Here is a 23,420-nt window from a genome sequence, read left to right as displayed (position 1 = left end):
TGGCGGTACCTCGGCGACCGAGTAGGCCGCAGTCGATCCACAGGGCGCTCACCAAGGGTCCTGTCCACAGGCGCGAGGGCCGCGGCCTCGTCCAGGCTGTCCGGTGCATCGACCCTGAACGGCATGCAGCCAATCGCGAGAAGGCACGGTCCACGGGAGCGGCGACACATCCACGCGGAGCTGTCGGCGCTTGCCGACACGCAGGGCGGCGTCGTCTCCCGAGCCCAGGCCTACGCAGCCGGGCTCACCCGCGGTGAGCTGCGGGCACAGATCAGCGCGCAGCGTTGGCAGCGAGTGTGGACACGGTCCGTCTGCCTGCACACGGGTCCCGTCTCACCCGCGGGCCGCCGCTGGGCGGCCGTCTCCGAAGGCGGCGACCGCGCGATGCTCGACGGAGAGGCAAGCCTGGTCGCCTCCGGTCTGTCGAACTACGACGTGTCGGTGCTCCGGGTGTCCGTGCCGCGGGGTGTGAAGCCGCTGACGGGGACCGGGCTCGACATCCGCCGGACGCGACGCTGGTGCGCGGTCGACTGCGTAACGACCGGAGTACCCCGTACGCGAGTGCCCGTCGCAGCATTGAGAGCCGCGATGTGGGCGAGGAGCGACAAGCAGGCGGCGCTCCTGCTGACGATGCCGGTGCAGCAAGGGCTCACGACCCCGGAGCTCGTCGGACGGGCACTGCTCGCCATCCACCGCGACCGGCGCCGCGAGCTGATGCACGCGGTCGTCACCGACCTGCTCGGTGGGGTGCGGTCGCTGGGTGAGCTCGACTTCGCCCGGGAGTGTCGCCGCCGAGGGATTCCCGAGCCCGACCGCCAGCAGGTGCGCCGGGGCCGCCACGGTCGTTACTACCTCGACGTGTGCTGGGACGACTTCGGCCTGGTGGTCGAGATCGACGGCATCCACCACTCGTGGGCCACGTCAGTCGTCCCGGACGCGCTTCGCCAGAACGAGGTCAGCCTCAGCAGGTCGACCGTCCTGCGACTCCCGCTCCTCGGTCTCCGCGTCGCCGCCGACGACTTCTTCGACCAGGTCGAGCGCGGCTTGGCGGCCGGAGGGTGGTGCCGGGCGGCCTGACGTCGTCAGGTCGTGCTTCAGAGCTTGCGCAGCCGCACGTAGCGGACGGAGTGGTCGGCGTCCTTGCGGAGGACGAGGTTGGCGCGGGAGCGGGTGGGGGAGACGTTCTGGACCAGGTTGGGCTCGTTGATCGAGTCCCAGATGCGGGTGGCCTGGTCGACGGCCTCGTCGTGGGAGAGCGCGGCGTACTTGCGGAAGTAGGACGCCGGATCGCGGAAGGCGGTCTCGCGCAGGCGGAGGAAGCGGTCGACGTACCAGCGCTTGATGTCGGTCAACGCGGCATCGACGTAGACGGAGAAGTCGAAGAAGTCGCTCACGGCCAGTCCGGTGCGGCCGTCGTCGCGCACCCGCGCGGGCTGCAGGACGTTGAGGCCCTCGATGATGACGATGTCGGGGCGCTTCACCACGACCTTCTCGTCGGGGAGGACGTCGTAGACGAGGTGGGAGTAGATCGGCGCCTCGACCTCGTCGCGGCCGGACTTGATGTCGATGACGAACTTGAGCAGTGCCCGGCGGTCGTAGGACTCCGGGAAGCCCTTGCGGTGCAGGATCCCTCGGCGCTCGAGCTCGGCGTTGGGCAGCAGGAAGCCGTCGGTGGTCACCAGCGCGACGTTGGGGTGCTCGGGCCAGTGGGCGAGCATCTGCTGCAGGACGCGGGCGGTCGTCGACTTGCCGACCGCCACGGATCCCGCGAGCCCGATCACGAACGGCGTACGCGGCGGGGTGACGCGGTGCAGGAACTCCTCCTGCTCGCGGTGGAGCCGGGAGTTGGCCGCGACGTAGAGGCTCAGCAGGCGCGACAGCGGGAGGTAGACCTGCTCGATCTCGCGCAGGTCGAGCTGGTCGCCGAGTCCGCGCAGCCGGGCGACCTCCTCACGCGTCAGCGTCGTCTCGGCCGTTCCGGCCAGCTGCGCCCACGCCGCGCGCTCGAGCTCGACGTAGGGGGAGGTCTCATTGCTGGGGGTCGTGCCGTTGGAGGGCGGTGCGACCTCGGACATGGGTGCGATTGTGGCACCGCACGGGGGCGCAGCCGTGCAGCGGCCTATAGATAGACTCCCCGGCCATGTGCGGAATCGTCGGGTACGTAGGTGCCCAGCCGGCTGAAGGCGTCGTGATCGAGGGCCTCAGGCGCCTCGAGTACCGGGGTTACGACTCCGCGGGGATCGCCCTCGTCGACGGCGGCACGATCGTCTCCGACAAGCGCGCCGGCAAGCTGGCCAACCTCGAGAAGGCCATCGCCGACGCTCCGCTTCCGCAGGTGACCACCGGCATCGGCCACACCCGCTGGGCGACCCACGGCCCGCCGACCGACCGCAACGCCCACCCGCACCTCGGGCGTGAGCGCCGCGTCGCGCTCGTGCACAACGGGATCATCGAGAACTTCGCCGAGCTGCGCCAGCGCCTCGAGTCCGAGGGCGTCGAGATGGCCTCCGACACCGACACCGAGGTGGCGGCCCACCTGCTGGAGGAACAGCTCGAGACGGGTGTCGACCTGACGGTCGCCATGCAGAACGTCTGCCGTGGCCTCGCGGGCGCCTTCACGCTCGTCGCCGTCGACGCCCAGGACCCCGACCGCGTCGTCGCGGCCCGCCGCAACAGCCCGCTCGTCGTCGGCATCGGGGAGGGCGAGAACTTCCTCGGCTCCGACGTCGCTGCCTTCATCGAGCACACCCGCGAGGCGATGGAGCTCGACCAGGACCAGGTCGTCACCATCACCCGCGAGGGCGTCAGCGTGTCCGGCTTCGACGGCACGCCCGCCGAGGGCCGCCGCTACCACGTCGACTGGGACCTCTCGGCCGCCGAGAAGGACGGCCACGACTGGTTCATGCGCAAGGAGATCTTCGAGCAGCCGCGCGCGGTCGCCGACTCGCTCCTCGGGCGCCGCGGCACCGACGGCCTGCTGCAGCTCGACGAGATGCGCCTGTCCGACCAGGACCTGCGCGACGTCGACAAGATCATCATCATCGCGGCCGGTACGTCGTTCTACGCCGGCATGGTGGCCAAGTACGCCATCGAGCACTGGTGCCGCATCCCGGTGGAGGTCGAGCTCGCCAGCGAGTTCCGCTACCGCGACCCGATCCTCACCACCTCCACCCTCGTCGTCGCGATCAGCCAGTCCGGCGAGACCGCCGACACCCTCCAGGCGATCCGGCACGCGCGGGTGCAGCGCTCGAAGGTCCTCGCCATCTGCAACACCAACGGCTCGACCATCCCGCGCGAGTCCGACGGCGTGATCTACACGCACGCCGGCCCGGAGATCGGCGTCGCGTCGACCAAGGGCTTCCTCACCCAGCTCGTCGCCTGCTACCTCCTCGCCCTCTACCTCGCGCAGGTCAAGGGCACCCGCTACGGCGACGAGATCTCGCAGGTCATGGACCAGCTCGACCAGATGCCTGCCCACATCCAGACCGTGCTCGACAAGTCCGAGCAGGTCTACGGCCTGGCCCGCGACCACGTCGAGAGCCGCTCGGTGCTCTTCCTGGGCCGCCACGCCGGCTACCCGGTGGCCCTCGAGGGCGCGCTCAAGCTCAAGGAGATCGCCTACCTCCACGCCGAGGGCTTCGCCGCCGGCGAGCTCAAGCACGGCCCGATCGCCCTGGTCGAGGAGGGCCTGCCGATCCTGTGCGTGGTGCCGCCCCGCGGCCGCGACCAGCTGCACGACAAGATGATCAGCGGCATCCAGGAGGTGCGAGCGCGCGGCGCCCGCACCCTCTGCCTGGCCGAGGAGGGCGACACCACCATCACGCCCTACGCCGACGTGCTGATCACGCTGCCGCAGGTGCCGGTGCTGCTGCAGCCGCTCGTCGCCGTGGTGCCGCTGCAGCTGTTCGCGTGCGAGCTGGCCACCCAGCTCGGCCACGACGTCGACCAGCCCCGCAACCTCGCCAAGTCCGTCACGGTCGAGTAAGGGCCAGGAGCAGCGCGTGCCGGTCATCGGCGTCGGTATCGACGTGGTCGACATCGACCGCTTCGTGCAGTCCCTCGAGCGCACGCCGTCGCTGCGGTCGCGGCTGTTCACCGACGCCGAGGCGTCGCGGCCGCCCGCGTCGCTGGCCGCGCGGTTCGCCGCCAAGGAGGCGATCGCCAAGGCGCTCGGTGCGCCCGTCGGGATGGCGTGGCACGACGCCGAGATCGTCTCGGAGGAGACCGGGCGGCCGCGTTTCGAGATCCGCGGCACCGTCGCCGCCCGCGCCGAGGCGATGGGCGTCGCCCACGTCCACGTCTCGCTGTCCCACGACGCCGGCATCGCGTCGGCCGTCGTGGTGCTGGAGAGCTGACCGTGCTGCGCGCCCACCTCGTCTCGGACGTACGCCGCGCGGAGGCGGCCGCGATGGCCCGCCTGCCCGACGGCGCCCTGATGCAGCGCGCCGCCGCGGGCCTGGCCGCCGCGGTCCTCGACCTGCTCAGCGGCGGCTACGGCCGGCGCGTGCTCCTGCTGGTCGGCCCCGGGGACAACGGTGGCGACGCGCTGTGGGCGGGAGCCCGGCTCGCGGCGCGGGGCGCGGCGGTGGAGGCCCTCCTCCTCGCCGATCGCGTGCACGACGCGGGGCTCGCCGCCCTGCGTGCCGCCGGCGGCCGGGCGACCCGGGACCTCGACACCCTCCACCCAGTGCCCGACGTGCTGGTGGACGGCATCGTCGGCATCGGCGGTCGCCCGGGGCTCCGCCCCGACGCGGTGGCGGCGCTCGAGCGCTTCCCCGCGGTGCCCGTCGTGGCGGTCGACGTGCCGTCCGGCGTCGACGTCGACGGCGGCACCCTCGACGGCCCGCACGTCCGCGCCGACCTGACGGTCACCTTCGGCACCCACAAGGTCGCCCACCTCGTCGACCCCGCCTGCCTCGCGAGCGGTGCCGTCCACCTCGTCGACCTCGGCCTCGACGACCCGGAGCTCGGCCCGCCCGTGGTCGAGGCGCTCCAGCCCGACGAAGTGCGCGCCCTGCTGCCGCGGCCCGACGACGTTGCGCACAAGTACACCCGCGGCGTGGTCGGCGTGCGCGCGGGCTCGGGCACCTACCCGGGTGCCGCCCTGCTCGCCGTGTCCGGAGCGAACTCCGGGCTGGTCGGGATGGTCCGCTACGTCGGGCCTGCGGCGATCGCCGACACCGTGCGCAGCGCGCACCCCGAGGTCGTCGGCGACGGCCGCGTCCAGGCGTGGGTCGTGGGCCCCGGCGGTGGTGACGACGCGGGCACGATGCTCGCCGAGGCCCGCGCCGACGACGTGCCGGTGGTCGTCGACGCCGACGCCCTGCGCCACGTGGACGGGACGGTGCCCGGCTGCGTGCTGACCCCGCACGCCGGCGAGCTGGCGGCCATGCTCGGCATCGAGCGTCAAGAAGTCGAGGCCTCGCCGCTCGAGCACGCGCGCGCCGCGGCGACCCGCTTCGACTGCGTGGTCCTGTTGAAGGGGCACCACACGCTCGTCGCCAGCCCCGACGGGCGGGTCCGGGTGACCACCACGGGGGTGCCGTGGCTCGCCACCGCCGGCGCCGGCGACGTGCTCGCCGGGCTCGTCGGTGCGCTTCTCGCGGCGGGACTGGAGCCGTACGACGCCGCGTCCGTCGGTTCGTGGCTGCACGGAGCCGCCGCGACCCAGGCAGCCGCCGGTGGACCGCTGACGGCGAGCCGCGTCGCGGTCCAGATCCCGCGGCTGGTGCGCGACGTCCTCGAAGGTTTGGGATGATCGAGGGCATGACCGATCGCGTGCCGCATCGCGCCGAGATCGTGGTGGACCTCGCCGCCGTCCGGCACAACGTGCGCATCCTCAAGGACCTGGTGAGCGTCGACGGCCCCGTGCAGCTGATGGCGGTCGTCAAGGCCGACGGCTACGGCCACGGCATGGTCGAGGTCGCGGCCGCCGCCCGCGACGCCGGCGCCGACTGGCTCGGGGTGGCGACCATCGAGGAGGCGCTCGCGCTGCGGGCCGCCGGCGACCACGGCCCGCTGCTGTGCTGGCTCAGCGCTCCCGGCGACGACTTCGCCGCCGCCGTCGCGGCCGGGATCGAGGTCACTGCCTACTCGGTCACCGAGCTCGAGGAGATCGCGGCGGTGGGCTCTGCCCGGGTGCAGCTCAAGGTCGACACCGGTCTCTCGCGCGGCGGATCGCCCCGCTCGGAGTGGCAGCGCCTCTTCGCCGTGGCGAGCGACCTCGAGCGGCAGGGGCGGATCACCGTCACCGGGATCTGGTCCCACTTCGCCGCGAGCGACGAGCCGGCCCACCCGGCCAACGACGCCCAGGAGGCGGCCTTCCGCGAGGCGCTCGCCCTGGCCGAGAGGGCCGGGCTCGACCCGGACGTCACCCACCTCGCCAACTCCGCCGCGACGATCCTGCGGCCCTCCTCCCACTTCGACCTCGTCCGCTGCGGCATCGCGACCTACGGCCTCGACCCGGCGCCCGGCGTCAGCCCGCGCCTCGGCCTCCGGCCCGCCATGACCGTGCGTGCCCGCCTGGTGATGAGCAAGGTCGTCCGGGCCGGTGAGGGCGTCTCCTACGGGCACACCTGGCACGCCGCCGAGGACACCACCGTCGGCGTCGTGCCGGCCGGCTACGGCGAGGGGGTGCCACGCGCCGCCGGCAACACCGCCCACGTCTGGGTCGGCGACTCCCAGCGGCCGGTCCGCGGCCGCGTGTGCATGGACCAGCTCGTCGTCGACCTCCACGGCGAGCTGCCGCCGGCCGGGACCGAGGTCGTCCTCTTCGGCGCCGGCGACCTCGGCGAGCCCACCGCCCAGGACTGGGCGGACGCCGTCGACACGATCAGCTACGAGATCGTCACCCGCGTCGGAGGCCGGCTGGTCCGCAGGCACATCGACACCGAGGCGGACACCGAGACAGACACCGAGGCGGACACCGAAGCCGACACCGAAGCCGACACCGAGGACTCCGGAAGGACCCCCCGTTGAGCATCAAGGGCCGCATCTTCGGCACCGTCGTGGGCGCAGCCGGCCTGGCCGCTGCCGCCGGCGCCGTGGGCATCGCCCGCCAGAACCGCGTCATCGGCAACCGTGCCGCCGGCGAGGACGTGGCGTTCGGTGAGCTCCACAGCGCGCCGCGCGTGGTCGTCGCCGACGACGCGCTCGACCTCCACGTCGAGATCGACGAGCCGGAGGACTTCGGCGGTGTGCCCGCCACCGACGACGACCTGACCGTCGTCTTCGTGCACGGCTACTCGCTCAACCTCGACTGCTGGCACTTCCAGCGCGCCGCCTACCGCGGCCAGGTGCGCACGGTCTTCTACGACCAGCGCAGCCACGGCCGGTCGGCCCGCTCCGACGAGGAGCACTGCACGATCGAGCAGCTCGGCCACGACCTGCGCCGCGTCATCGAGGACACGGTCCCCGGACGCTGCGTCGTCGTCGGCCACTCGATGGGCGGGATGAGCGTGATCTCCCTGGCCGAGCACTACCCCGAGCTGTTCGGCGACACGGTCGTCGGTGCCGCCCTCATGTCGACCACGGCCGGCGGGCTGGACCCCGGCCGGATCCTGTTCCCGATGCTGCCGCTGGGCCTCGGCGGCCGGTTCGTCGGTCGCGCCGTGCGCACCCTCGACCGCGGTCACCGGGTCGTCGACGTCGCGCGCGCGTGGGGCCACGCCGTCGCCGACGTCTTCACCGACCGCTACGCGTTCGGCGATGGCGACGACGTACCGGCCGCGATGGTGGAGTTCGTCTACTCGATGCTGAACTCGACGCCGTTCGCCGTCGTCGCGGACTTCTACCCGGCCTTCGCGACCCTCGACCACTTCGATCACCTCGAACCCCTCAGCCGGGTGCCCACGGCGATCATCTGCGGCACCGAGGACAAGATCACCTCCGTCGGGCACAGCCGCAAGCTGCACAGCCGGATCCCCGGCTCGAGCCTGCTGGAGTGCGAGGGCGCCGGCCACATGGTGCTGCTCGAGCGCCACAAGCAGGTCACCGCCGAGCTCGACGACCTCATCTCCCTCGCCCAGGGCGAGGGCCTGCTGTGAGCGTTGTCGTACGCCGGGTGGGACCCGAGGCGGCCGCCGACGTCCTCGCGGTCGTGCGGGAGGCCTTCGGTGCCCGGCCCGCCCTGGACCCACCGGCCGACGCGCTCGGCGAGGACATCGACTCCGTCAAGCGCCTGCTCGCCCGGCGCGGTGGCCTGCTCGCCGTCCTCGACGACCGTCCCGTGGGGTGCGTCGTGCTCGACCCCGACCCCGACGGGCTCGTGCTCCGCCGCTTCGGCGTGACGCCCGCCGCCCAGGGCAGGGGAGTGGCCTCGGCCCTGGTGGAAGCGGCCGTGGAGGCGGCGACCGGTCGCTCGGCGGTGCGGGTCGTCGCCCGCGAGGAGCTGCCCGGCACCGTCGCCTTCTGGGAGGCGCACGACTTCGTCGTCACCGGCGGGACGAGCCCCTACGTCGAGCTCGCGAGGTGGCTCGGCACGACCTTCGACGCCCCCGACGCGGAGACGATGCGCGAGCTCGGTGTGCGCGTCGGGTCCGGCCTGGTCGCCGGCGACCTGGTCGTGCTCACCGGCGAGCTGGGGGCCGGCAAGACGACCTTCACGCAGGGGCTCGGCCAGGGACTGGACGTGCGCGGCGGCGTCACGTCGCCGACGTTCGTGATCGCCCGCGTGCACCCTGCCCTGGGCGACGGGCCCGACCTCGTCCACGTCGACGCCTACCGGCTCGGCGGGCTCGACGAGCTCGACGACCTCGACCTCGACACCTCGCTCGACTCCGCGGTGACCGTCGTGGAGTGGGGTGCGGGCCTGGCCGAGGGCCTGGCCGACTCGCGCCTCGAGGTCGTGATCGAGCGGACCGTCGGTGACGCGCCGGTCGGCGACGAGCTCGACCCCCGCCGGGTTTCGCTGCGCTGGATCGTCGGGCAGTAGCCTCGACGCCGTGCTGCTGGCCTTCGACACCGCGACCCCGCTGGTCTCCGTCGCCCTCCACGACGGCGAGCGCGTGGTCGTCGAGCACTCCTCCGAGCAGCCGATGAAGCACGGGGAGCACCTCGCGCCGCTCATCGCGCGGTGCATGGAGGAGGCGGGCGTCGTGCGCCAGGACCTCACGGCCGTCGCCGTCGGCGTCGGTCCCGGTCCGTTCACCGGCCTCCGCGTGGGGGTCGTGACCGCTCGCACCCTCGGCTTCGTCCTCGACATCCCCGTCTACGGCGTCTGCTCCCTCGACGCCGTCGCGCTGGAGGTCGTCGGCAGCGGGACCACCCACGACAGCTTCCTCGTCGCCACCGACGCCCGGCGCAAGGAGGTCTACCTGGCCTCGTACGACGTCGAGGGCCGCCGCCTCGAAGGACCGGTCGTCACCCGCCCGGCCGAGGTCGCCACCGACGCCCCGGTCGCCGGCGCCGGGCCCGGGCTCTACCCCGACGCCTTCCCGCACCCGATCACCCCCACCCGGCCGAGCGCCGGCTGGCTGGCTGCCGGCGTCGTGTCCGAGCTCGTAGAATTGCTCGACCCCGAACCCCTCTACCTGCGCCGCCCCGACGCGGTCGCCGGCGCACCCAGGAAGCCCGTCTCGTGATCCGTCCCGCCACCCTCGCCGACCTGCCGGCGCTCCGTGCCCTCGAGCAGGAGCTGTTCGGACCCGACGCGTGGAGCGAGGAGCTCATCCGCCAGGAGATCGACGGCCTGGGGCGCCGCTTCGTCGTCGCCGACGACCTCTCCGGCTACGCCGTGACCATGACCGCGGGCGACATCGTGGACCTGCTGCGGATCGGCGTCCGCCCCGCCGCGCGCCGCACGGGCCTCGCCTCGCGCCTGCTCGACGAGCTCCTCGTCGACACCGAGGGCGCCTCGCGGATGCTGCTGGAGGTGAGCGTCACCAACGCCCCCGCCCTGGGCTTCTACGTGGCCCGGCAGTTCAGCGTCATCGACGTCCGCCCCCACTACTACCGCGACGGGTCCGAGGCGCTGGTGATGTGTCGCTGGCTCCCGGGCGCCGCCCGCGAGCACACGGCGACGGCCCATGACTGACGAGCCGCTGGTCCTCGGGATCGAGACCTCCTGCGACGAGACCGGGGTCGGCATCGTCCGGGGGCACACCCTCCTGGCCGACACGGTGGCCAGCAGCGTCGAGGAGCACGCCCGCTTCGGCGGCGTGGTGCCCGAGGTCGCCAGCCGCGCCCACCTCGAGGCGATGGTGCCCACGATCGAGCGCGCCGCGGAGACGGCCGGTATCGCGCTGAGCGACATCGACGCCGTGGCCGTCACCAGCGGCCCCGGCCTGGCCGGAGCGCTGCTGGTCGGCGTGGCCAGCGCCAAGGCCCTGGCTCTCGGCCTGGGCAAGCCCATCTACGGCGTCAACCACCTCGCCGCCCACGTGGCGGTCGACCAGCTCGAGCACGGACCGCTGCCGGAGCCGTGCCTGGCCATGCTCGTCTCGGGCGGCCACTCCAGCCTGCTCGAGGTCACCGACGTCACCGTCGGCGTCGAGCCGATGGGCTCGACCATCGACGACGCGGCGGGGGAGGCCTTCGACAAGGTCGCCCGACTCCTGGGCCTGCCGTTCCCCGGCGGACCCCACATCGACAAGCAGGCGCGCAGCGGCAACAGCGTCGCCATCGACTTCCCGCGCGGGCTCACCAACCGACGCGACCTCGAGCGGCACCGCTTCGACTTCTCCTTCTCGGGGCTCAAGACCGCCGTCGCCCGCTGGGTCGAGACCCAGCAGCGCGAGGGCGTCGCCATCGACGTCGCCGACGTCGCCGCCTCCTTCCAGGAGGCGGTGTGCGACGTGCTGACCCGCAAGGCGATCGACGCGGCCACCAGCCGCGGGATCGAGGACATCCTCATCGGCGGCGGTGTGGCCGCCAACAGCCGGCTGCGCGCGATGGCCGAGGAGCGGGCAGCGGCGCAGGGCATCCGCGTGCGCGTGCCGCGTCCGGGTCTGTGCACCGACAACGGCGCCATGGTCGCCGCCCTCGGGGCCGAGCTCGTCGCCCGCGGCCGTACGCCGTCAGGGCTCGACCTGCCGGCCGACTCCTCGCAACCGATCACGACCGTCGTCGCCTGACACCACCCGACGTCGTCCGCGACGTCGCTCCCACGTCCTCCGGACATGACGAAGGTCCCCGCCCGAGAGCGGGGACCTGCATCACGGACGCTCGAACGAGGCGGACCTCAGTCGAGGACTCCGGGTGCGACGTCGTCGTCACCGAGCCAGTCCTGCTCGTAGACCAGGCTGTCGCGATCGGCGGCCTGGTCGTCGTCGCCCTTGCGGCCGCCGCGACCGTTGGCGCCTCCGGCGGCGCCGCGGGCACCGGTCGATCCGCGTCCACCGGACCGCGACCCGGTGCCCGATCCTGCGCTGCGACCACCGGCCGAGCCGGCTCCACGACCGCCGGCCGAGCCCGCGCCACGCGCCCCGGCCGAGCCGGCACCGCGGGCACCTGCGGAGCCGGCACCGCGGGCACCTGCCGAGCCCGCACCGCGGGCGGCGGGGCTCCCGGCCGTGCCAGCGCGCGCGGCTGCCGAGCCGGAGGCGCTGGCGGGACGCGACAGCGCGCCCGCGCTGCCACTGCGGCCGGTCGCGCCGATCGGTCGGGCGGGTGAGCTGCCGGCCGGAGCCGGAGCTGCGCCGGCCCGGATGCCGCCCGCCATGCCGCTGGCGCCGCCGGCGGCACCTGCGGCGCCCATCGCGGCGGCGTTCATGCCGCCGGCCGATCCCCCCGTGCTCGGGCCGGCCGGAGCCTGGCCCGCCGAGGGGTTGTAGGTGACGCCGCTCTGCGACGAGCCCCCGATCGTGCTGGTCTCTCCCGGCACCTGGTGGATCGGGTGGGTCGGCGTGGTGATCGGGTTGCGGGGCGGCTGCGGGTCGACCGGGTCCGGCTTCTCAGGGTCGACCGGGTCCGGCTTCTCCGGCTTCTCCGGCTTCTCCGGGTCGACCGGGTCGGGCTTGTCCGGGTCCTTGTCGCGATCCTTGTCCGGGTCCTTGTCCGGGTCCTTCGGATCCCTGGGGTCCGTCGGGTCGGGGACGCCGGGGGTGCGCGGCCCGGTCGGCGGCAGGGAGGGACTGGACGGGCTGCTCGGCACCGACGGCGGCGGCTCGGTGGGGTCGGGCTGCCCGTGGATCGCCTGCATCGGCGGGATCGACCCGAGGAAGACTGCGTCGAGCTTCTGCGTCCACTGCGCGGCCGCGGCCTCCTGCTGGGCGCGGGCCGTGTTGTAGGCCGACATCTCCTGGTTCGCGGCGTGCCGCTTGTTGGCCTCGGCCTGGATCTCCTTCGGCGTGGGAGGGAGGCCCGGCAGCGGGGTCGGCGCCGTGTAGGCCGGCGGTTGCTGCAGGTCTGCCATGCCGGCCTCGGCGGTCTTGGCGTTGCTCATCACGCGGGCCGCGTCCTTGAGGGCGTCACCGCCGCCGACGAGGCGCGTGCCCTTCTCCTCCATGCTGCTCGAGGAGTCCTCGAAGGCCGCCAGCAGGGCGTCGGCCATCATCCCGGACAGCCCACCGTCCTGGCCGTCGCCCTCGCCGTCGCGGATCTGGGTGGCTCCCTTGCGCAGTGCCTCGGCGGTCTCAGCGAGGATGTAGCCGCAGTGCCGCCAGTTGTCGCCGGCGAGGTCACTCGTCTCGGCCTGGGCGCCGGTGAGGTAGGTGCGCAGGCGGGCGCGCTCGACTCCGTCGGTCATCAGGCACCGTCCCCTGCAGCCGGGGGCTCGGTGTACTGGCCGTCGCCCATGGTGCTGCTCGAGGACTGGTCGCGCGCCTGGTCGATGGTGTCGTTGACCTGGGCGAGCGCGGCCGCACGCGTCGTCATCTCGGCGTTGGTGCTGCCGTCGACGTCACGGACGTCGTCGGCCCAGAGCTTGATGGCGTCGCTGTAGGCGCGCAGCGAGTCGGCGAGCTTCTGGAACTCCTGCTCGGCCTCCTGGTGCGCCATCTGGGCGTTGACACCGAGGCGGTGGCCGTTGGTCGAGCCGCCGAAGTGGCTGGTCCCCACCGGGATCAGCTTCGTGCCGCCCAGGCCGTCGGAGTTGGTGGTGAGCAGCGTGCGGATGCTCTGGATGAGGCTCTCGGGCGCGTTGATGCCCTTCATCACGTTGGTCACGAGCCCTACGTCGGCAGCGGTCAGCATGGGTCCCCCATTCCCGCCGTGCCCGGCGGTGAAACGTCGTTGTCGGAGGCATTTTCACAGATCAGGTCACGTCGGGACCACACGTGGTCGTAACTGCCCCGTCCGCTACCGTCTGGGCGTGCGACGACGACTCGGGGGTACGACGGTGGGTGGACGCCGAGCTGCGGCGCTGACGGTCTCGATCGTGACGGTGCTGGCGCTGGGCGCGTGCGGGAGCGACGACGGCGGCACCGACCCGTCCGGGACCGAGACGTCGTCGGCGGCTCCGACCGACAGCCCCACGGACACCCCGACCGAGAGCCTGACCGCAAGCCCGACCGAGCCGCTGCTCGTGCCCGAGGCCGAGGCCGTCGAGCCGGCATCGGGACCGCGGCTCGACGTCAGCGACATCCGGGTCAACATCCCCCAGGGCTGGAAGCAGACCTTCGACTCAGTGGTCGTCGACAGCGCCCTTGGCCGAGTGGACGGGAAGAGCGGGGGCGCGCTGCTCAGCGTGGTCGCGACGGGTGGCGACGTGCTGACGCCCAAGCAGGCCGAGAGCTACTTCTGGACGCGCGGGCGCAAGCCGAAGAACTACCAGAAGCAGGACGACGTCCTCATGGGCGGGCTGACCTCCGGCTACTACACGGCGAGGGACAAGTTCTACGACATGCACGCGGTCACGCTCTGGGAGGACAACCACGTCACGAAGGTCCAGCTGAACTTCGACCTCGAGGTGCCGGACGAGGTGCAGCAGGAGCTGTTGCAGTCGGTTATCGCGACCTACTCCAGCCCGCGGATGCGCCTGTGACCTTCCTCAGCCCGGCGGGTCGCCGGGGGCGGCGAGCTTGAGCGCGACCTGACCCGGCCGCAGGTCGACCGCCTCGCCGCCGACCCGCTCGACCGTGCCGTCGAGCCCGAGGCGTACGACGTACTGCCGGTTGCCGGCCACGAGCGTGGCCGCGACGGTGTCGTCGTCCTCCCAGGCCACCTCCGGGTTGATGCCGACCACGCCGGTGCGGGCGCCGACCAGCTCGAAGTCGACCACCCGCTCGCCGGTTGCCGCGTCGAGGACCGCCATGGTCGGCGATCCGTCGGGGGTGAGGTAGTCGGTGAAGCCGAGCAGGTGGCGACCGTCGGGGCTGAAGCCGAGCAATGAGTAGTCGCACGTCTGCCAGACCTCGGCACCGCCCGCGCCGGCGTCGCGCACCTGCCAGCAGGAGCCGTCGCCGGTGAACCTGGTCTGGACGGAGAAGAGGCCGGTGGCCTCCGACGCCGAGCCCACCCGCAGCGAGCCGGGCAGCGGTGCGGTGCTCCCGTCCGGACCGACGACGGACGCCGACTCCCGGTTGGTGGCGGGGTCGGTCGTGCCGAGCAGGAGCGCGTCGCCGGGGAGGAAGCCGACCGGGCGGACCCGGGCGTCCTGAGGACCGGGGGGCAGTGCCGTCCGTCGCTCCTCGCGGGCTCCGTCCCGGTCCCGGTCCACGACGGTCCAGCGCGAGCCGTCGTGCTCGGCCCACGCGATCCGCGAGCCGTCCGCCGAGACGGCCATGGGGCTGCTCGGCGCCGCCTCGTCGAGGACACGGAAGTCGGGGTCGAGGACCTGCACGGCGCGCCCGCCGCCGTCGTCGGTGAAGCTGACGCCGACCCAGCCCTCGACGTACGGCGTCAGCTGGTCGTAGACGCGGGGGAGGGCGACGGTCTCGCCGTCGACGGTCAGGCTCGGCTCGTCGACGTTGATGAGGGGCACGGCGAGCTCGGCGCCGACGGGGGCGGTGAGCGGGTCGATGCGGACGGTCCCGGTGATCCGGGGTGCGGGCGGCTCGGTGGCGGGAGGGACGTCGCTCCGTGGGGACGGCCCGACCATGCCGGCGCCGACAGGGATGGCGATCGCCAGGACGGCGGCGACCGCGGCGCCGGCCACCACGGCGCGGCGGCGCTGGATCCGGCGGGCGTGCGTGCGGACGTCGGTCACGGTGAACGGCGCGCGCTGCAGGGGATCGGCGGTGCGGTGCAGCGCGTCGTGCACCTGGTCCTCGAGGGGAGTGGGGCTCATCGTGCATCGTCTCCGGACTCGTGGGGGTTGAGGGAGTGCGGGGCACGGGCGCGCAGCGCGGCCAGCGCGCGGCTGGCCTGCGACTTCACGGTCCCGACGGAGATCCCGAGCACGTCGGCGATCTCGGCCTCGCTCAGCTGCTCGTAGTAGCGCAGGACGACGACCGAGCGCTGCTTGGGCGGCAGGGTCTGGACGAACGACCAGAGCGCCCCGCCCATGCCGTCGTCGTACACGTCGACAGCGCCGGTCTCGGGCATGGTGTCGGTCGTGTGCTCGCGGCGCTTCCACGCCCGCCGCCACAGCGAGTTGTTCTCGTTGACCATGATCCGTCGGACGTAGCCGTCGAGGGCCTCGCGGTCGCGGATGCGGTCCCAGGACAGGTAGAGCTTGGCGAACGCCGTCTGGAGCAGGTCCTCGGCGCCGGCGTGGTCGCCGGCGAGGAGGTACGCCGTCCGGTAGAGCGCCGACTGGCGCCCCGACATGTACGCCGAGAAGTCGGCGTCCTTGTCGGCCTGCCGGTCGTGCTTGCCCATGTCGACGAGTGTCGCGCTCATCGTCCACCTCCTGTCCGTCCGCGTGTTCTTCCGCGTGGTGTGTCGGGGTGAGGACGCGACTCCTCGGCAGGTGGTTGCATCTGTTTGGCTTGCGTTGCAAGGCTCTCGTCGACCCGATCCACAGGAGGCACACCCATGCAGCAGGTCCAGGCCGTCGTCGCGCTCGCGAAGGGCGAGCCGGTGCAGCTCACCACGATCAACGTCCCCGATCCCGGCCCGGGCGAGGCGGTGGTGAAGATCCAGGCCTGCGGGGTGTGCCACACCGACCTGCACTACCGCGAGGGCGGGATCAACGACGACTTCCCCTTCCTCCTCGGCCACGAGGCGGCCGGCGTCGTCGAGTCGGTCGGCCCGGACGTGACCGGGCTCGAGCCGGGCGACTTCGTCGTCCTCAACTGGCGCGCCGTGTGCGGCGACTGCCGCGCGTGCAACCGCGGCGAGCCGTGGTACTGCTTCGCCACCCACAACGCCACGCAGAAGATGACGCTCGCCGAGGGTGACCTCGCCGGCACCGAGCTTTCGCCCGCGCTGGGCATCGGCGCCTTCGCGGAGAAGACGCTGGTCGCCGCAGGCCAGTGCACGAAGGTCGACCCGTCGGCCCGTGCAGCTGCGGTCGGCCTCCTCGGCTGCGGCGTGATGGCCGGCCTCGGTGCCGCCATCAACACCGGCAACGTCGGCCGCGGCTCCACCGTGGCCGTCATCGGCTGCGGCGGCGTCGGCGCGGCCGCGATCGCCGGGGCGGCCCTGGCGGGGGCGGCGCGGATCATCGCCGTCGACCTCGACGACCGCAAGCTCGAGCTGGCGCGCTCGATGGGCGCCACCCACACGGTGAACTCCTCCGAGGTGGACCCGGTCGAGGCGATCCGGTCGCTGACGCCGCCGCCGGACGGCACCGGCCACGAGGGCGGCGCCGACGTGGTGATCGACGCCGTCGGACGCCCGGAGACGTGGAAGCAGGCGTTCTACGCGCGCGACCTCGCCGGGACCGTCGTGCTGGTCGGCGTGCCGACGCCGGACATGAAGGTGCCGGACATCCCGCTCATCGACGTCTTCGGACGCGGCGGGTCGCTGAAGTCCTCCTGGTACGGCGACTGCCTGCCGTCGCGCGACTTCCCGATGCTCGTCGACCTCTACCAGCAGGGCCGGCTCGACCTCGACGCGTTCGTGACCGAGGAGATCGGCATCGGCGACGTCGAGGCCGCCTTCGACAAGATGCACCAGGGCGACGTGCTGCGCTCGGTGGTGGTGCTGTGATGGGCGCCTCGTCCGTGCGGGTCGACCACGCCGTCGTCTCGGGGACGTTCTCCCTGGACGGCGAGACGCACGACGTGGACAACAACCTGTGGGTGATCGGTGACGACGAGCAGTGCCTGGTCGTCGACGCTCCCCACGACGTCGACGCGATCATGGCGGTCGTCGCCGGCCGGGCCGTCAAGGCGATCGTGTGCACCCACGCCCACGACGACCACGTGCGCGTGGCGCCGGAGCTCCGGCGCCGCACCGGGGCGCCGATCCTGCTGCACCCCGACGACCGCCCGCTGTGGGAGCTGACCCACGGGGGCGACGAGGAGGGCGCCGAGCTCTGGGACGTCGACCTGGCCGACGACCAGACCCTCACGATCGGGGGTGCTGCGATCAAGGTGATCCACACCCCGGGTCACGCGCCGGGCGCGGTGTGCCTCTACGTCCACGACCTCGGCTGCGTGTTCACCGGCGACACCCTGTTCGAGGGTGGCCCGGGTGCGACGGGCCGCTCCTACAGCGACGCCGATGTCATCAGGGACTCGATCCGTCGCCGGCTGCTCGAGCTGCCGGACGAGACGGTCGTGCACACCGGCCACGGTCCCGACACCACGATCGGTGCGGAGCGCGAGGGCCTCTCCGCCTGAGGCGCCAGGCCGCCCGGCTCTCCTCGAGCCGGGCGGCTCGGCGGCCGGCCGGGCTACGGTCGCCGGATGACCACCGACTTCGTGCCCGAGGACTTCGCGCCACCGACGTCGCTGGTGACGGACGACTTCGTGCTCGAGCCGCTCGGGCCGCAGCACAACGAGTCCGACCACGCGGCGTGGTCGTCGAGCATCGCGCACGTCCGCGCCACGCCGGGCTACGCGGACGGGTCGTGGCCGCCCGCCGGCGGCATGTCGCTCGAGGACAACCTCGCCGACCTCACCCGGCACGCGGCGGACTTCGAGGCGCGACGTGGTTTCACGTTCACCGTGCTCGAGCCGGGCAGTCGTGAGGTGATCGGCTGCGTCTACCTCTACCCGAGCAGGTCCGACCAGCACGACGTCAAGGTGCAGTCGTGGGTGCGGGCCGACCGGGCCGGGCTCGACCAGCCGTTGGCAGCTGCCGTGGCTGCCTGGATCGAGAGCGACTGGCCCTGGGAGCGTCCTGACCGTCGCGGGCGGTGAGCTGTCGGTGGTGCCGTGCCACCATGGCGTGATGCGCTCCCGCCCCGCCTCGCCCCTGGTGAGCCTCGGAGCCTCCCTCGTGCTCGTCGCGTCGCTGGCCGCGTGCGACGGACAGGGCCCGGGCGGGGACGAGGAGAGGACCGCAGAGAGCACGGCCGCCACGAGCACGCCGACCGTCCCGCCGACGCCGTCGGAGGAGCTCGGGCTGGCCGAGGGGTGGGGTCCCACCGGGGCCGAGCTGGACCGGGCGGCGCGGATCGTCGGCCGGATGAAGCTGCCCGACCTCGCCGGTCAGGTCATCGTCGCCGACTGGCAGGGGACCGACGCCCCGGTGCGGATGGTCCGGGACCTGCACCTCGGAGGCGTGATCGCCTTCAGTGCCAACGTGGCCTCGGCCGAGCAGGTCAGGGCCGTCAACAGGGCGCTGACCCGCCAGGTCCCCCGCACGTGGCCGCTCTTCCTCGGCGTCGACCAGGAGGGTGGCGTGGTCGAGCGGCTGCGCGGCGCGGCGACCCGGTTCCCGACCTTCATGAGCACCGGCGCCGCTGGTGACGCGGGGCTGACGCAGGAGGCGTACGCCGCCGGGGCCGCGGAGCTGCGCGGGCTCGGCTTCACCGTCGACTTCGCCCCGGACGCCGACGTCACGTCGGGCCCCGGCGACCCCACGATCGGGTCGCGGTCCGCCTCGTCGCGACCCGGTGTCGTCGCCGAGCACGTCGTCGCGGCGGCCACCGGCTTCGGCACGGCCGGCGTCCTGCCGGTCATCAAGCACTTCCCGGGCCACGGGTCCGTGCCGGCCGACAGCCACCTGACCCTGCCGGTGCAGGGCAGGACGAAGGCGCAGCTCGAGGCGTCCGACCTCGTGCCCTTCGCCCGCGGCATCGAGGCCGGGCTCCCGGCGGTGATGGTCGGCCACCTCGACGTGCGCGCCGTGGACCCCCGGGTGCCGTCGTCGTTGTCGCGCAAGGTGGTCACCGGGCTGCTGCGCGACGAGCTCGGCTTCGCGGGCCTCGTCGTGACGGACTCGCTGGAGATGGCCGCCGTGACCCGCGGCCGCGACCCCGGGCGCACGGCGGTGCAGGCCCTCCGCGCCGGCTCCGACGTCCTGCTGATGCCGCCCTCGCCCGCCGTGGCGCGGGCAGCGCTGGTGCGCGCCGTACGCGGTGGCACCCTGCCCCGCCACCGGCTGGAGCAGGCGGCCGCGCGGCAGATCGCCCTGCTCACCCACCTCGCCGCGTCCGCGCAGCAGCCGAGGTCGGCGCCCGGCGCGGCGGCTGCAGCGTCGCGACGCCTCTCCGCCGCCGCCGTGACGGTCACCGACGGTGCGTGCTCGGGCAAGCTCGTCGGCGACGCCGTGCATGCCTACGGCGACCCGAGCGCGGTCGGGGCGTTCACCCCCGCCGCCCAGGCTGCCGGGATCACGGTCCTGGCGCGTCGCTCGCCGCCGGCCGGCCTCACCAGCGCCAAGCCGAGGCCCGATCGTAGGAAGAAGGAGCGCAAGCGCGCCTACCAGCGACGCGTGCGCGCCTGGGAGAAGGCCGAGGCCCGCCGGGAGCGGCGCCTCGACGCGTGGCAGGCCGGTGAGGACGCGCGACTCGCGGCAGGAACGCAGATCGGGTTCACCGGCTACCGGGACGCCCCCGTCGACGGCCAGGTCGCCGTGGCCACCGACAGCCCGTGGGTGCTGGGACGCGTGGCGGCCCCGACCCGGATCGCCACCTACGGCGACACGCCCGCCGCGATGCAGGTGCTGGTCGAGGTGCTGACCGGTCAGGCGCCGGCACGGGGCCGGCTGCCGGTCGACGTCCCGGGCGTGGGACGACCCGGCTGCTGACCGCGCGCTCGCAAGCGCCGTCAGAAGGGGTCGACGAGCAGGGCCGTCCCCTGACCGGAGACCCGGGTGAGCACCAGGGTGGCCTCGTTGTCCCCGCGCAGGGTCAGCCGCTTGCGGAGCTCGTCGGGGACGACCTGCACCCCGCGCTTCTTGATCGTGAGCCGGCCGATCCCGCGCTCGTGCAGGGCCGCGCGCAGCTGCTTCTCGCGGTAGGGCAGGTGCTCGACGACGCGGTAGCCGCGCGCGAACGGCGTACGGAACGAGGCGTCGCTGGTGACGTACGCGATGTGCGGGTCGACCAGCCCGCCACCGACGCCGGCGGCGACCGCGGTGACCAGACCGGCACGGATCACGGCACCGTCGGGCTCGTAGAGGTAGGCGCCGACGGCGCGGACGTCGGTCCCGGGCTCCCCGTCGACGGGGGAGTCCTCGTCGGTGAGCGTGGCCAGCCCGTGCTCGCCGATCACGGTCGCGCGGCGGTCGGTGGTGGCGAGCGCCGGGGACCAGAGCACGGCCTCCTTGACCTCGCCGCCGTCGCTGACCCACTCCGCCTCGACGCCCGACGGCACCAGGTCGTGGTCGATGCCGGGGGCGACCTTCACCAGCGAGCGGTGGGTCAGGAGGTCCAGCACCCACGGCCACGGGGGCGTCCACCCCTCGACGTCGAACACCCGGCCTCGGCCGCCACGACGAGCCGGGTCGGCGAAGGCGACGTCGAAGGCGGCCGCGCCGATCGTGGTGGCGTCGCCCACCTGCACGGCACCGGCGAGGCCGAGCGCCTCGAGGTTGGCGCGGGCCATCGCCACCCGCACGGGGTCGAGGTCGACCCCACCCACGACGAGCCCGGCCCGCGCGAAGGCGAGGAGGTCGCCGCCGATGCCGCAGCCGAGGTCGATGACGCTGCCGCCGGGGATCGCGGCGGCCACCCGTGCCGCCCGGTGGTCGGCGACGCGCGCTCGTGTCGACTGCTCGAGCGCGTCGGGGGTGAAGAACATCAGGTGCGCCGCCTCGCCGAACTTCGCCACGGCCTTCGCGCGCAGCTGCGCCTGCGTGGTGGCCGCGGCGGCCTTCTCGGCGTCGGGCTCGAGACGTCGTACGACGGCAGCGACCCGCACCGGGTCGCCCGCGTGCTCCGCCCAGGCCCGGGTGGCGTCGACCAGCAGACGGGCTCCCTCGGCTGTCCGCAGCCAGTCCAGCGTCTCGATCTGCATGCCGTCATCCTGTCAGCGGCGACTCCGGCTAGCACTCGATTGGGCAGAGTGCTAGCGTCTGCTCTGGCACTCTCACCCCGAGAATGCCAACGCTCGCGAGCCTGGCACGACCCCCGCGACGGCGTGCCGCCGGACCGCGAGCCCACGTCCTGAAGATCTCTTGTTTGAGAAAGTGGAGGTTGATCCGAAGTGTCGGTCAACATCAAGCCCCTCGAGGACCGCATCGTCGTCCAGACGCTCGAAGCCGAGCAGACCACCGCCTCCGGCCTGGTCATCCCGGACACCGCCAAGGAGAAGCCCCAGGAGGGCGAGGTCGTGGCGATCGGTCCCGGTCGCATCGACGACAACGGCAACCGAGTTCCGCTCGACGTCGCCGTGGGTGACAAGGTCATCTACAGCAAGTACGGCGGCACCGAGGTCAAGTACTCCGGCCAGGAGTACCTGATCCTCTCGGCGCGCGACATCCTCGCCGTCGTCTCCTGATCTCCTCTTCGCCCGGAACGTCATGGCCGCCGGTCGCTCCTGCGACCTCCGGCCATGACGTCCGGGCGAAACCCTTTCACCCCGAACCTTTCCTAGGAGCACTTCGATGCCCAAGATCCTGGAGTTCGACGAGAACGCCCGCCGCGCCCTCGAGCGCGGCGTGGACGCCCTCGCCAACGCCGTCAAGGTGACGCTCGGCCCCAAGGGCCGCTACGTCGTCCTCGACAAGAAGTGGGGCGCCCCCACGATCACCAACGACGGGGTGACCGTCGCTCGCGAGATCGAGCTCGACGACCCGTTCGAGAACCTCGGTGCCCAGCTCACCAAGGAGGTGGCCACCAAGACCAACGACGTCGCTGGTGACGGCACCACCACCGCCACCGTCCTGGCCCAGGCCATGGTCCACGAGGGCCTGCGCGCCGTCGCGGCCGGCGCCAACCCGATGGGTCTCAAGCGCGGCATGGACGCAGCGGCCGAGGCCGTCGGCGACGCCCTGCGCGAGGCGGCCCGCGAGGTCGAGTCCCGCGAGGACATGGCGTCCGTCGCCACGATCTCCAGCCGCGACAGCCACATCGGCGACCTGCTCGCCGAGGCCTTCGACAAGGTCGGCAAGGACGGCGTGATCACGGTCGAGGAGTCCAACACCATGGGCACCGAGCTCGAGTTCACCGAGGGCATGCAGTTCGACAAGGGCTACATCTCGGCCTACTTCGTCACCGACCCGGAGTCGATGGAGGCCGTCCTCGACGACGCCTACATCCTTCTCCACCAGGGCAAGATCTCCTCGATCCAGGAGCTGCTCCCGGTCCTCGAGAAGGTCATCGGGACCGGCAAGCCGCTCTTCATCCTCGCCGAGGACGTCGACGGCGAGGCGCTCTCGACCCTGGTCGTCAACAAGATCCGCGGCACCTTCAACGTCGCCGCCGTGAAGGCTCCGGCCTTCGGCGACCGCCGCAAGGCGATGATGCAGGACATCGCGACCCTGACCGGTGGTCAGGTCGTCGCCCCCGAGGTCGGCCTCAAGCTCGACCAGGTGGGCCTCGAGGTCCTGGGCCAGGCGCGTCGTGTGGTCATCACCAAGGACCACACCACGATCGTCGAGGGTGCGGGCGACAGCTCGGCCGTCGAGGGCCGCGTCAACCAGATCAAGGCCGAGATCGAGAACACCGACTCCGACTGGGACCGCGAGAAGCTCCAGGAGCGCCTCGCCAAGCTCGCCGGCGGTGTCTGCGTGATCAAGGTCGGCGCCGCCACCGAGGTTGAGCTCAAGGAGAAGAAGCACCGCATCGAGGACGCCGTCTCCGCGACGCGCGCCGCGATCGAGGAGGGCATCGTCGCCGGCGGTGGCTCCGCGCTCATCCACGCCGTGTCGGTGCTCGAGGACAACCTCGGCCTCACCGGTGACGAGGCTGCCGGTGTCCGCGTGGTCCGCAAGGCGGCCGACGAGCCGCTGCGCTGGATCGCCGAGAACGGTGGCGTCAACGGCTACGTGGTGACCTCCAAGGTCCGCGAGCTCGGCGTCGGAAACGGCTACAACGCCGCCACCGGCGAGTACGGCGACCTGGTCGCCCAGGGCGTCCTCGACCCGGTCAAGGTCACCCGCTCGGCGCTGGTCAACGCGACCTCGATCGCCGCGATGCTGCTCACGACGGAGACCCTCATCGTGGACAAGCCCGAGGAGGAGGAGCCGGCCGCCGCCGGTCACGGTCACGGCCACGGCCACTGATCGATCCCGCTCCCAGCAGCACCCGCCGGCCCGGC

The 23,420-nt window shown here is 73.0% G+C and carries 23 protein-coding genes; 17 read left to right on the top strand and 6 right to left on the bottom strand.

Annotated features, from left to right (window positions below; all coding sequences use genetic code 11):
• Positions 1 to 123 precede the first annotated feature (123 nt).
• Positions 124 to 1,077 carry a hypothetical protein gene (locus AC1DP1_RS14180; RefSeq protein ID WP_477507370.1) on the top strand — a complete coding sequence of 318 codons (954 nt, stop codon included), beginning with the start codon at positions 124 to 126 and terminating at the stop codon, positions 1,075 to 1,077.
• A gap of 17 nt (positions 1,078 to 1,094) precedes the next feature.
• Here AC1DP1_RS14180 and coaA read toward each other — a convergent pair whose 3' ends face one another.
• Entirely contained in the window at positions 1,095 to 2,075 is a 981-nt protein-coding gene (gene coaA, locus AC1DP1_RS14175; RefSeq protein ID WP_477507369.1) for a type I pantothenate kinase, read from the bottom strand.
• A 65-nt stretch (positions 2,076 to 2,140) separates the two neighbouring features.
• Here coaA and glmS point away from each other — a divergent pair, with 65 nt between their 5' ends.
• The 9 genes from glmS to tsaD are packed head-to-tail and all read left to right on the top strand — an operon-like array spanning position 2,141 to position 11,072.
• On the top strand, positions 2,141 to 3,985 hold the full coding sequence (gene glmS, locus AC1DP1_RS14170; protein WP_477507368.1) for a glutamine--fructose-6-phosphate transaminase (isomerizing): 1,845 nt from the start codon (positions 2,141 to 2,143) through the stop codon (positions 3,983 to 3,985).
• 16 nt (positions 3,986 to 4,001) lie between these two features.
• Positions 4,002 to 4,355, top strand: coding sequence for a holo-ACP synthase (locus AC1DP1_RS14165; protein ID WP_457188292.1), 354 nt, complete (start codon positions 4,002 to 4,004; stop codon positions 4,353 to 4,355).
• A gap of 2 nt (positions 4,356 to 4,357) precedes the next feature.
• The gene (locus AC1DP1_RS14160) at positions 4,358 to 5,758 is read left to right on the top strand and encodes an NAD(P)H-hydrate dehydratase (RefSeq protein WP_477507367.1); all 1,401 of its coding nucleotides are present in this window, start codon (positions 4,358 to 4,360) and stop codon (positions 5,756 to 5,758) included.
• Positions 5,759 to 5,766: 8 nt separating this feature from the next.
• Positions 5,767 to 6,978, top strand: a complete 1,212-nt coding sequence (gene alr, locus AC1DP1_RS14155) for an alanine racemase (RefSeq protein WP_477507366.1) — start codon at positions 5,767 to 5,769, stop codon at positions 6,976 to 6,978.
• Positions 6,975 to 8,045, top strand: a complete 1,071-nt coding sequence (locus AC1DP1_RS14150; RefSeq protein ID WP_457188297.1) for an alpha/beta fold hydrolase — start codon at positions 6,975 to 6,977, stop codon at positions 8,043 to 8,045. The genes alr and AC1DP1_RS14150 overlap by 4 nt, the downstream gene beginning before the upstream one ends.
• Positions 8,042 to 8,932, top strand: coding sequence for a tRNA (adenosine(37)-N6)-threonylcarbamoyltransferase complex ATPase subunit type 1 TsaE (tsaE, locus tag AC1DP1_RS14145; RefSeq protein WP_457188299.1), 891 nt, complete (start codon positions 8,042 to 8,044; stop codon positions 8,930 to 8,932). The genes AC1DP1_RS14150 and tsaE overlap by 4 nt, the downstream gene beginning before the upstream one ends.
• A 10-nt stretch (positions 8,933 to 8,942) precedes the next feature.
• The gene (tsaB, locus tag AC1DP1_RS14140) at positions 8,943 to 9,581 is read left to right on the top strand and encodes a tRNA (adenosine(37)-N6)-threonylcarbamoyltransferase complex dimerization subunit type 1 TsaB (RefSeq protein WP_477507365.1); all 639 of its coding nucleotides are present in this window, start codon (positions 8,943 to 8,945) and stop codon (positions 9,579 to 9,581) included.
• Entirely contained in the window at positions 9,578 to 10,033 is a 456-nt protein-coding gene (locus AC1DP1_RS14135) for a GNAT family N-acetyltransferase (protein ID WP_477507364.1), read from the top strand. Before tsaB ends, AC1DP1_RS14135 begins: the two co-directional genes overlap by 4 nt.
• The gene (gene tsaD / locus AC1DP1_RS14130) at positions 10,026 to 11,072 is read left to right on the top strand and encodes a tRNA (adenosine(37)-N6)-threonylcarbamoyltransferase complex transferase subunit TsaD (RefSeq protein WP_477507363.1); all 1,047 of its coding nucleotides are present in this window, start codon (positions 10,026 to 10,028) and stop codon (positions 11,070 to 11,072) included. Before AC1DP1_RS14135 ends, tsaD begins: the two co-directional genes overlap by 8 nt.
• A gap of 107 nt (positions 11,073 to 11,179) precedes the next feature.
• On the opposite strand, the gene AC1DP1_RS14125 is transcribed toward tsaD, so the two are convergent.
• Positions 11,180 to 12,685 carry a hypothetical protein gene (locus tag AC1DP1_RS14125; RefSeq protein WP_477507362.1) on the bottom strand — a complete coding sequence of 502 codons (1,506 nt, stop codon included), beginning with the start codon at positions 12,683 to 12,685 and terminating at the stop codon, positions 11,180 to 11,182.
• On the bottom strand, positions 12,685 to 13,131 hold the full coding sequence (locus AC1DP1_RS14120) for a hypothetical protein (RefSeq protein WP_300050003.1): 447 nt from the start codon (positions 13,129 to 13,131) through the stop codon (positions 12,685 to 12,687). The genes AC1DP1_RS14125 and AC1DP1_RS14120 overlap by 1 nt, the downstream gene beginning before the upstream one ends.
• A gap of 118 nt (positions 13,132 to 13,249) precedes the next feature.
• Between AC1DP1_RS14120 and AC1DP1_RS14115 the strand changes: the two genes are divergently transcribed.
• A complete protein-coding gene (locus AC1DP1_RS14115; protein WP_477507361.1) occupies positions 13,250 to 13,921 on the top strand; it encodes a hypothetical protein in 672 nt (223 codons plus the stop codon).
• Between the two features lie 6 nt (positions 13,922 to 13,927).
• On the opposite strand, the gene AC1DP1_RS14110 is transcribed toward AC1DP1_RS14115, so the two are convergent.
• Positions 13,928 to 15,166 (bottom strand): hypothetical protein, encoded by a 1,239-nt coding sequence (locus AC1DP1_RS14110; RefSeq protein WP_477507360.1) that lies wholly within the window; start codon positions 15,164 to 15,166, stop codon positions 13,928 to 13,930.
• Positions 15,163 to 15,720 carry a SigE family RNA polymerase sigma factor gene (locus AC1DP1_RS14105; protein WP_457189050.1) on the bottom strand — a complete coding sequence of 186 codons (558 nt, stop codon included), beginning with the start codon at positions 15,718 to 15,720 and terminating at the stop codon, positions 15,163 to 15,165. Before AC1DP1_RS14105 ends, AC1DP1_RS14110 begins: the two co-directional genes overlap by 4 nt.
• 135 nt (positions 15,721 to 15,855) lie before the next feature.
• On the opposite strand from AC1DP1_RS14105, the gene AC1DP1_RS14100 reads away from it, so the two are divergent.
• The 4 genes from AC1DP1_RS14100 (at position 15,856) to AC1DP1_RS14085 (ending at position 19,965) form a co-directional block, all read left to right on the top strand.
• The gene (locus AC1DP1_RS14100) at positions 15,856 to 16,974 is read left to right on the top strand and encodes an S-(hydroxymethyl)mycothiol dehydrogenase (protein WP_457189052.1); all 1,119 of its coding nucleotides are present in this window, start codon (positions 15,856 to 15,858) and stop codon (positions 16,972 to 16,974) included.
• Positions 16,974 to 17,609 (top strand): MBL fold metallo-hydrolase, encoded by a 636-nt coding sequence (locus AC1DP1_RS14095; RefSeq protein ID WP_477507359.1) that lies wholly within the window; start codon positions 16,974 to 16,976, stop codon positions 17,607 to 17,609. The genes AC1DP1_RS14100 and AC1DP1_RS14095 overlap by 1 nt, the downstream gene beginning before the upstream one ends.
• A 66-nt stretch (positions 17,610 to 17,675) precedes the next feature.
• Positions 17,676 to 18,131, top strand: a complete 456-nt coding sequence (locus AC1DP1_RS14090) for a GNAT family N-acetyltransferase (protein ID WP_457189055.1) — start codon at positions 17,676 to 17,678, stop codon at positions 18,129 to 18,131.
• Positions 18,132 to 18,162: 31 nt separating this feature from the next.
• Positions 18,163 to 19,965, top strand: coding sequence for a glycoside hydrolase family 3 N-terminal domain-containing protein (locus AC1DP1_RS14085; protein WP_477507358.1), 1,803 nt, complete (start codon positions 18,163 to 18,165; stop codon positions 19,963 to 19,965).
• A gap of 20 nt (positions 19,966 to 19,985) precedes the next feature.
• Here AC1DP1_RS14085 and AC1DP1_RS14080 read toward each other — a convergent pair whose 3' ends face one another.
• Positions 19,986 to 21,176, bottom strand: coding sequence for a class I SAM-dependent methyltransferase (locus AC1DP1_RS14080; RefSeq protein WP_477507357.1), 1,191 nt, complete (start codon positions 21,174 to 21,176; stop codon positions 19,986 to 19,988).
• Positions 21,177 to 21,365: 189 nt separating this feature from the next.
• On the opposite strand from AC1DP1_RS14080, the gene groES reads away from it, so the two are divergent.
• Entirely contained in the window at positions 21,366 to 21,659 is a 294-nt protein-coding gene (gene groES / locus AC1DP1_RS14075; protein WP_129455534.1) for a co-chaperone GroES, read from the top strand.
• 106 nt (positions 21,660 to 21,765) lie between these two features.
• On the top strand, positions 21,766 to 23,385 hold the full coding sequence (groL, locus tag AC1DP1_RS14070) for a chaperonin GroEL (RefSeq protein WP_457189062.1): 1,620 nt from the start codon (positions 21,766 to 21,768) through the stop codon (positions 23,383 to 23,385).
• Positions 23,386 to 23,420 lie beyond the last annotated feature (35 nt).

It is taken from the genome of Nocardioides sp. P4_G10 (assembly GCF_056401175.1).
The sequence above is the reverse complement of the archived record's forward strand: the minus strand, read 5'-3'. Positions and strand labels throughout refer to the sequence as shown.

Coding starts and splice junctions, on each gene's coding strand:
- AC1DP1_RS14090 (WP_457189055.1), top strand. CDS start 17,676: ATGACCACCGACTTCGTGCCCGAGGACTTCGCGCCACCGACGTCGCTG.
- alr (WP_477507366.1), top strand. CDS start 5,767: ATGACCGATCGCGTGCCGCATCGCGCCGAGATCGTGGTGGACCTCGCC.
- AC1DP1_RS14095 (WP_477507359.1), top strand. CDS start 16,974: ATGGGCGCCTCGTCCGTGCGGGTCGACCACGCCGTCGTCTCGGGGACG.
- AC1DP1_RS14100 (WP_457189052.1), top strand. CDS start 15,856: ATGCAGCAGGTCCAGGCCGTCGTCGCGCTCGCGAAGGGCGAGCCGGTG.
- AC1DP1_RS14110 (WP_477507360.1), bottom strand. CDS start 15,166: ATGAGCCCCACTCCCCTCGAGGACCAGGTGCACGACGCGCTGCACCGC.
- AC1DP1_RS14180 (WP_477507370.1), top strand. CDS start 124: ATGCAGCCAATCGCGAGAAGGCACGGTCCACGGGAGCGGCGACACATC.
- tsaD (WP_477507363.1), top strand. CDS start 10,026: ATGACTGACGAGCCGCTGGTCCTCGGGATCGAGACCTCCTGCGACGAG.
- AC1DP1_RS14085 (WP_477507358.1), top strand. CDS start 18,163: ATGCGCTCCCGCCCCGCCTCGCCCCTGGTGAGCCTCGGAGCCTCCCTC.
- AC1DP1_RS14080 (WP_477507357.1), bottom strand. CDS start 21,176: ATGCAGATCGAGACGCTGGACTGGCTGCGGACAGCCGAGGGAGCCCGT.
- AC1DP1_RS14120 (WP_300050003.1), bottom strand. CDS start 13,131: ATGCTGACCGCTGCCGACGTAGGGCTCGTGACCAACGTGATGAAGGGC.
- AC1DP1_RS14105 (WP_457189050.1), bottom strand. CDS start 15,720: ATGAGCGCGACACTCGTCGACATGGGCAAGCACGACCGGCAGGCCGAC.
- glmS (WP_477507368.1), top strand. CDS start 2,141: ATGTGCGGAATCGTCGGGTACGTAGGTGCCCAGCCGGCTGAAGGCGTC.
- AC1DP1_RS14125 (WP_477507362.1), bottom strand. CDS start 12,685: ATGACCGACGGAGTCGAGCGCGCCCGCCTGCGCACCTACCTCACCGGC.
- coaA (WP_477507369.1), bottom strand. CDS start 2,075: ATGTCCGAGGTCGCACCGCCCTCCAACGGCACGACCCCCAGCAATGAG.
- groL (WP_457189062.1), top strand. CDS start 21,766: ATGCCCAAGATCCTGGAGTTCGACGAGAACGCCCGCCGCGCCCTCGAG.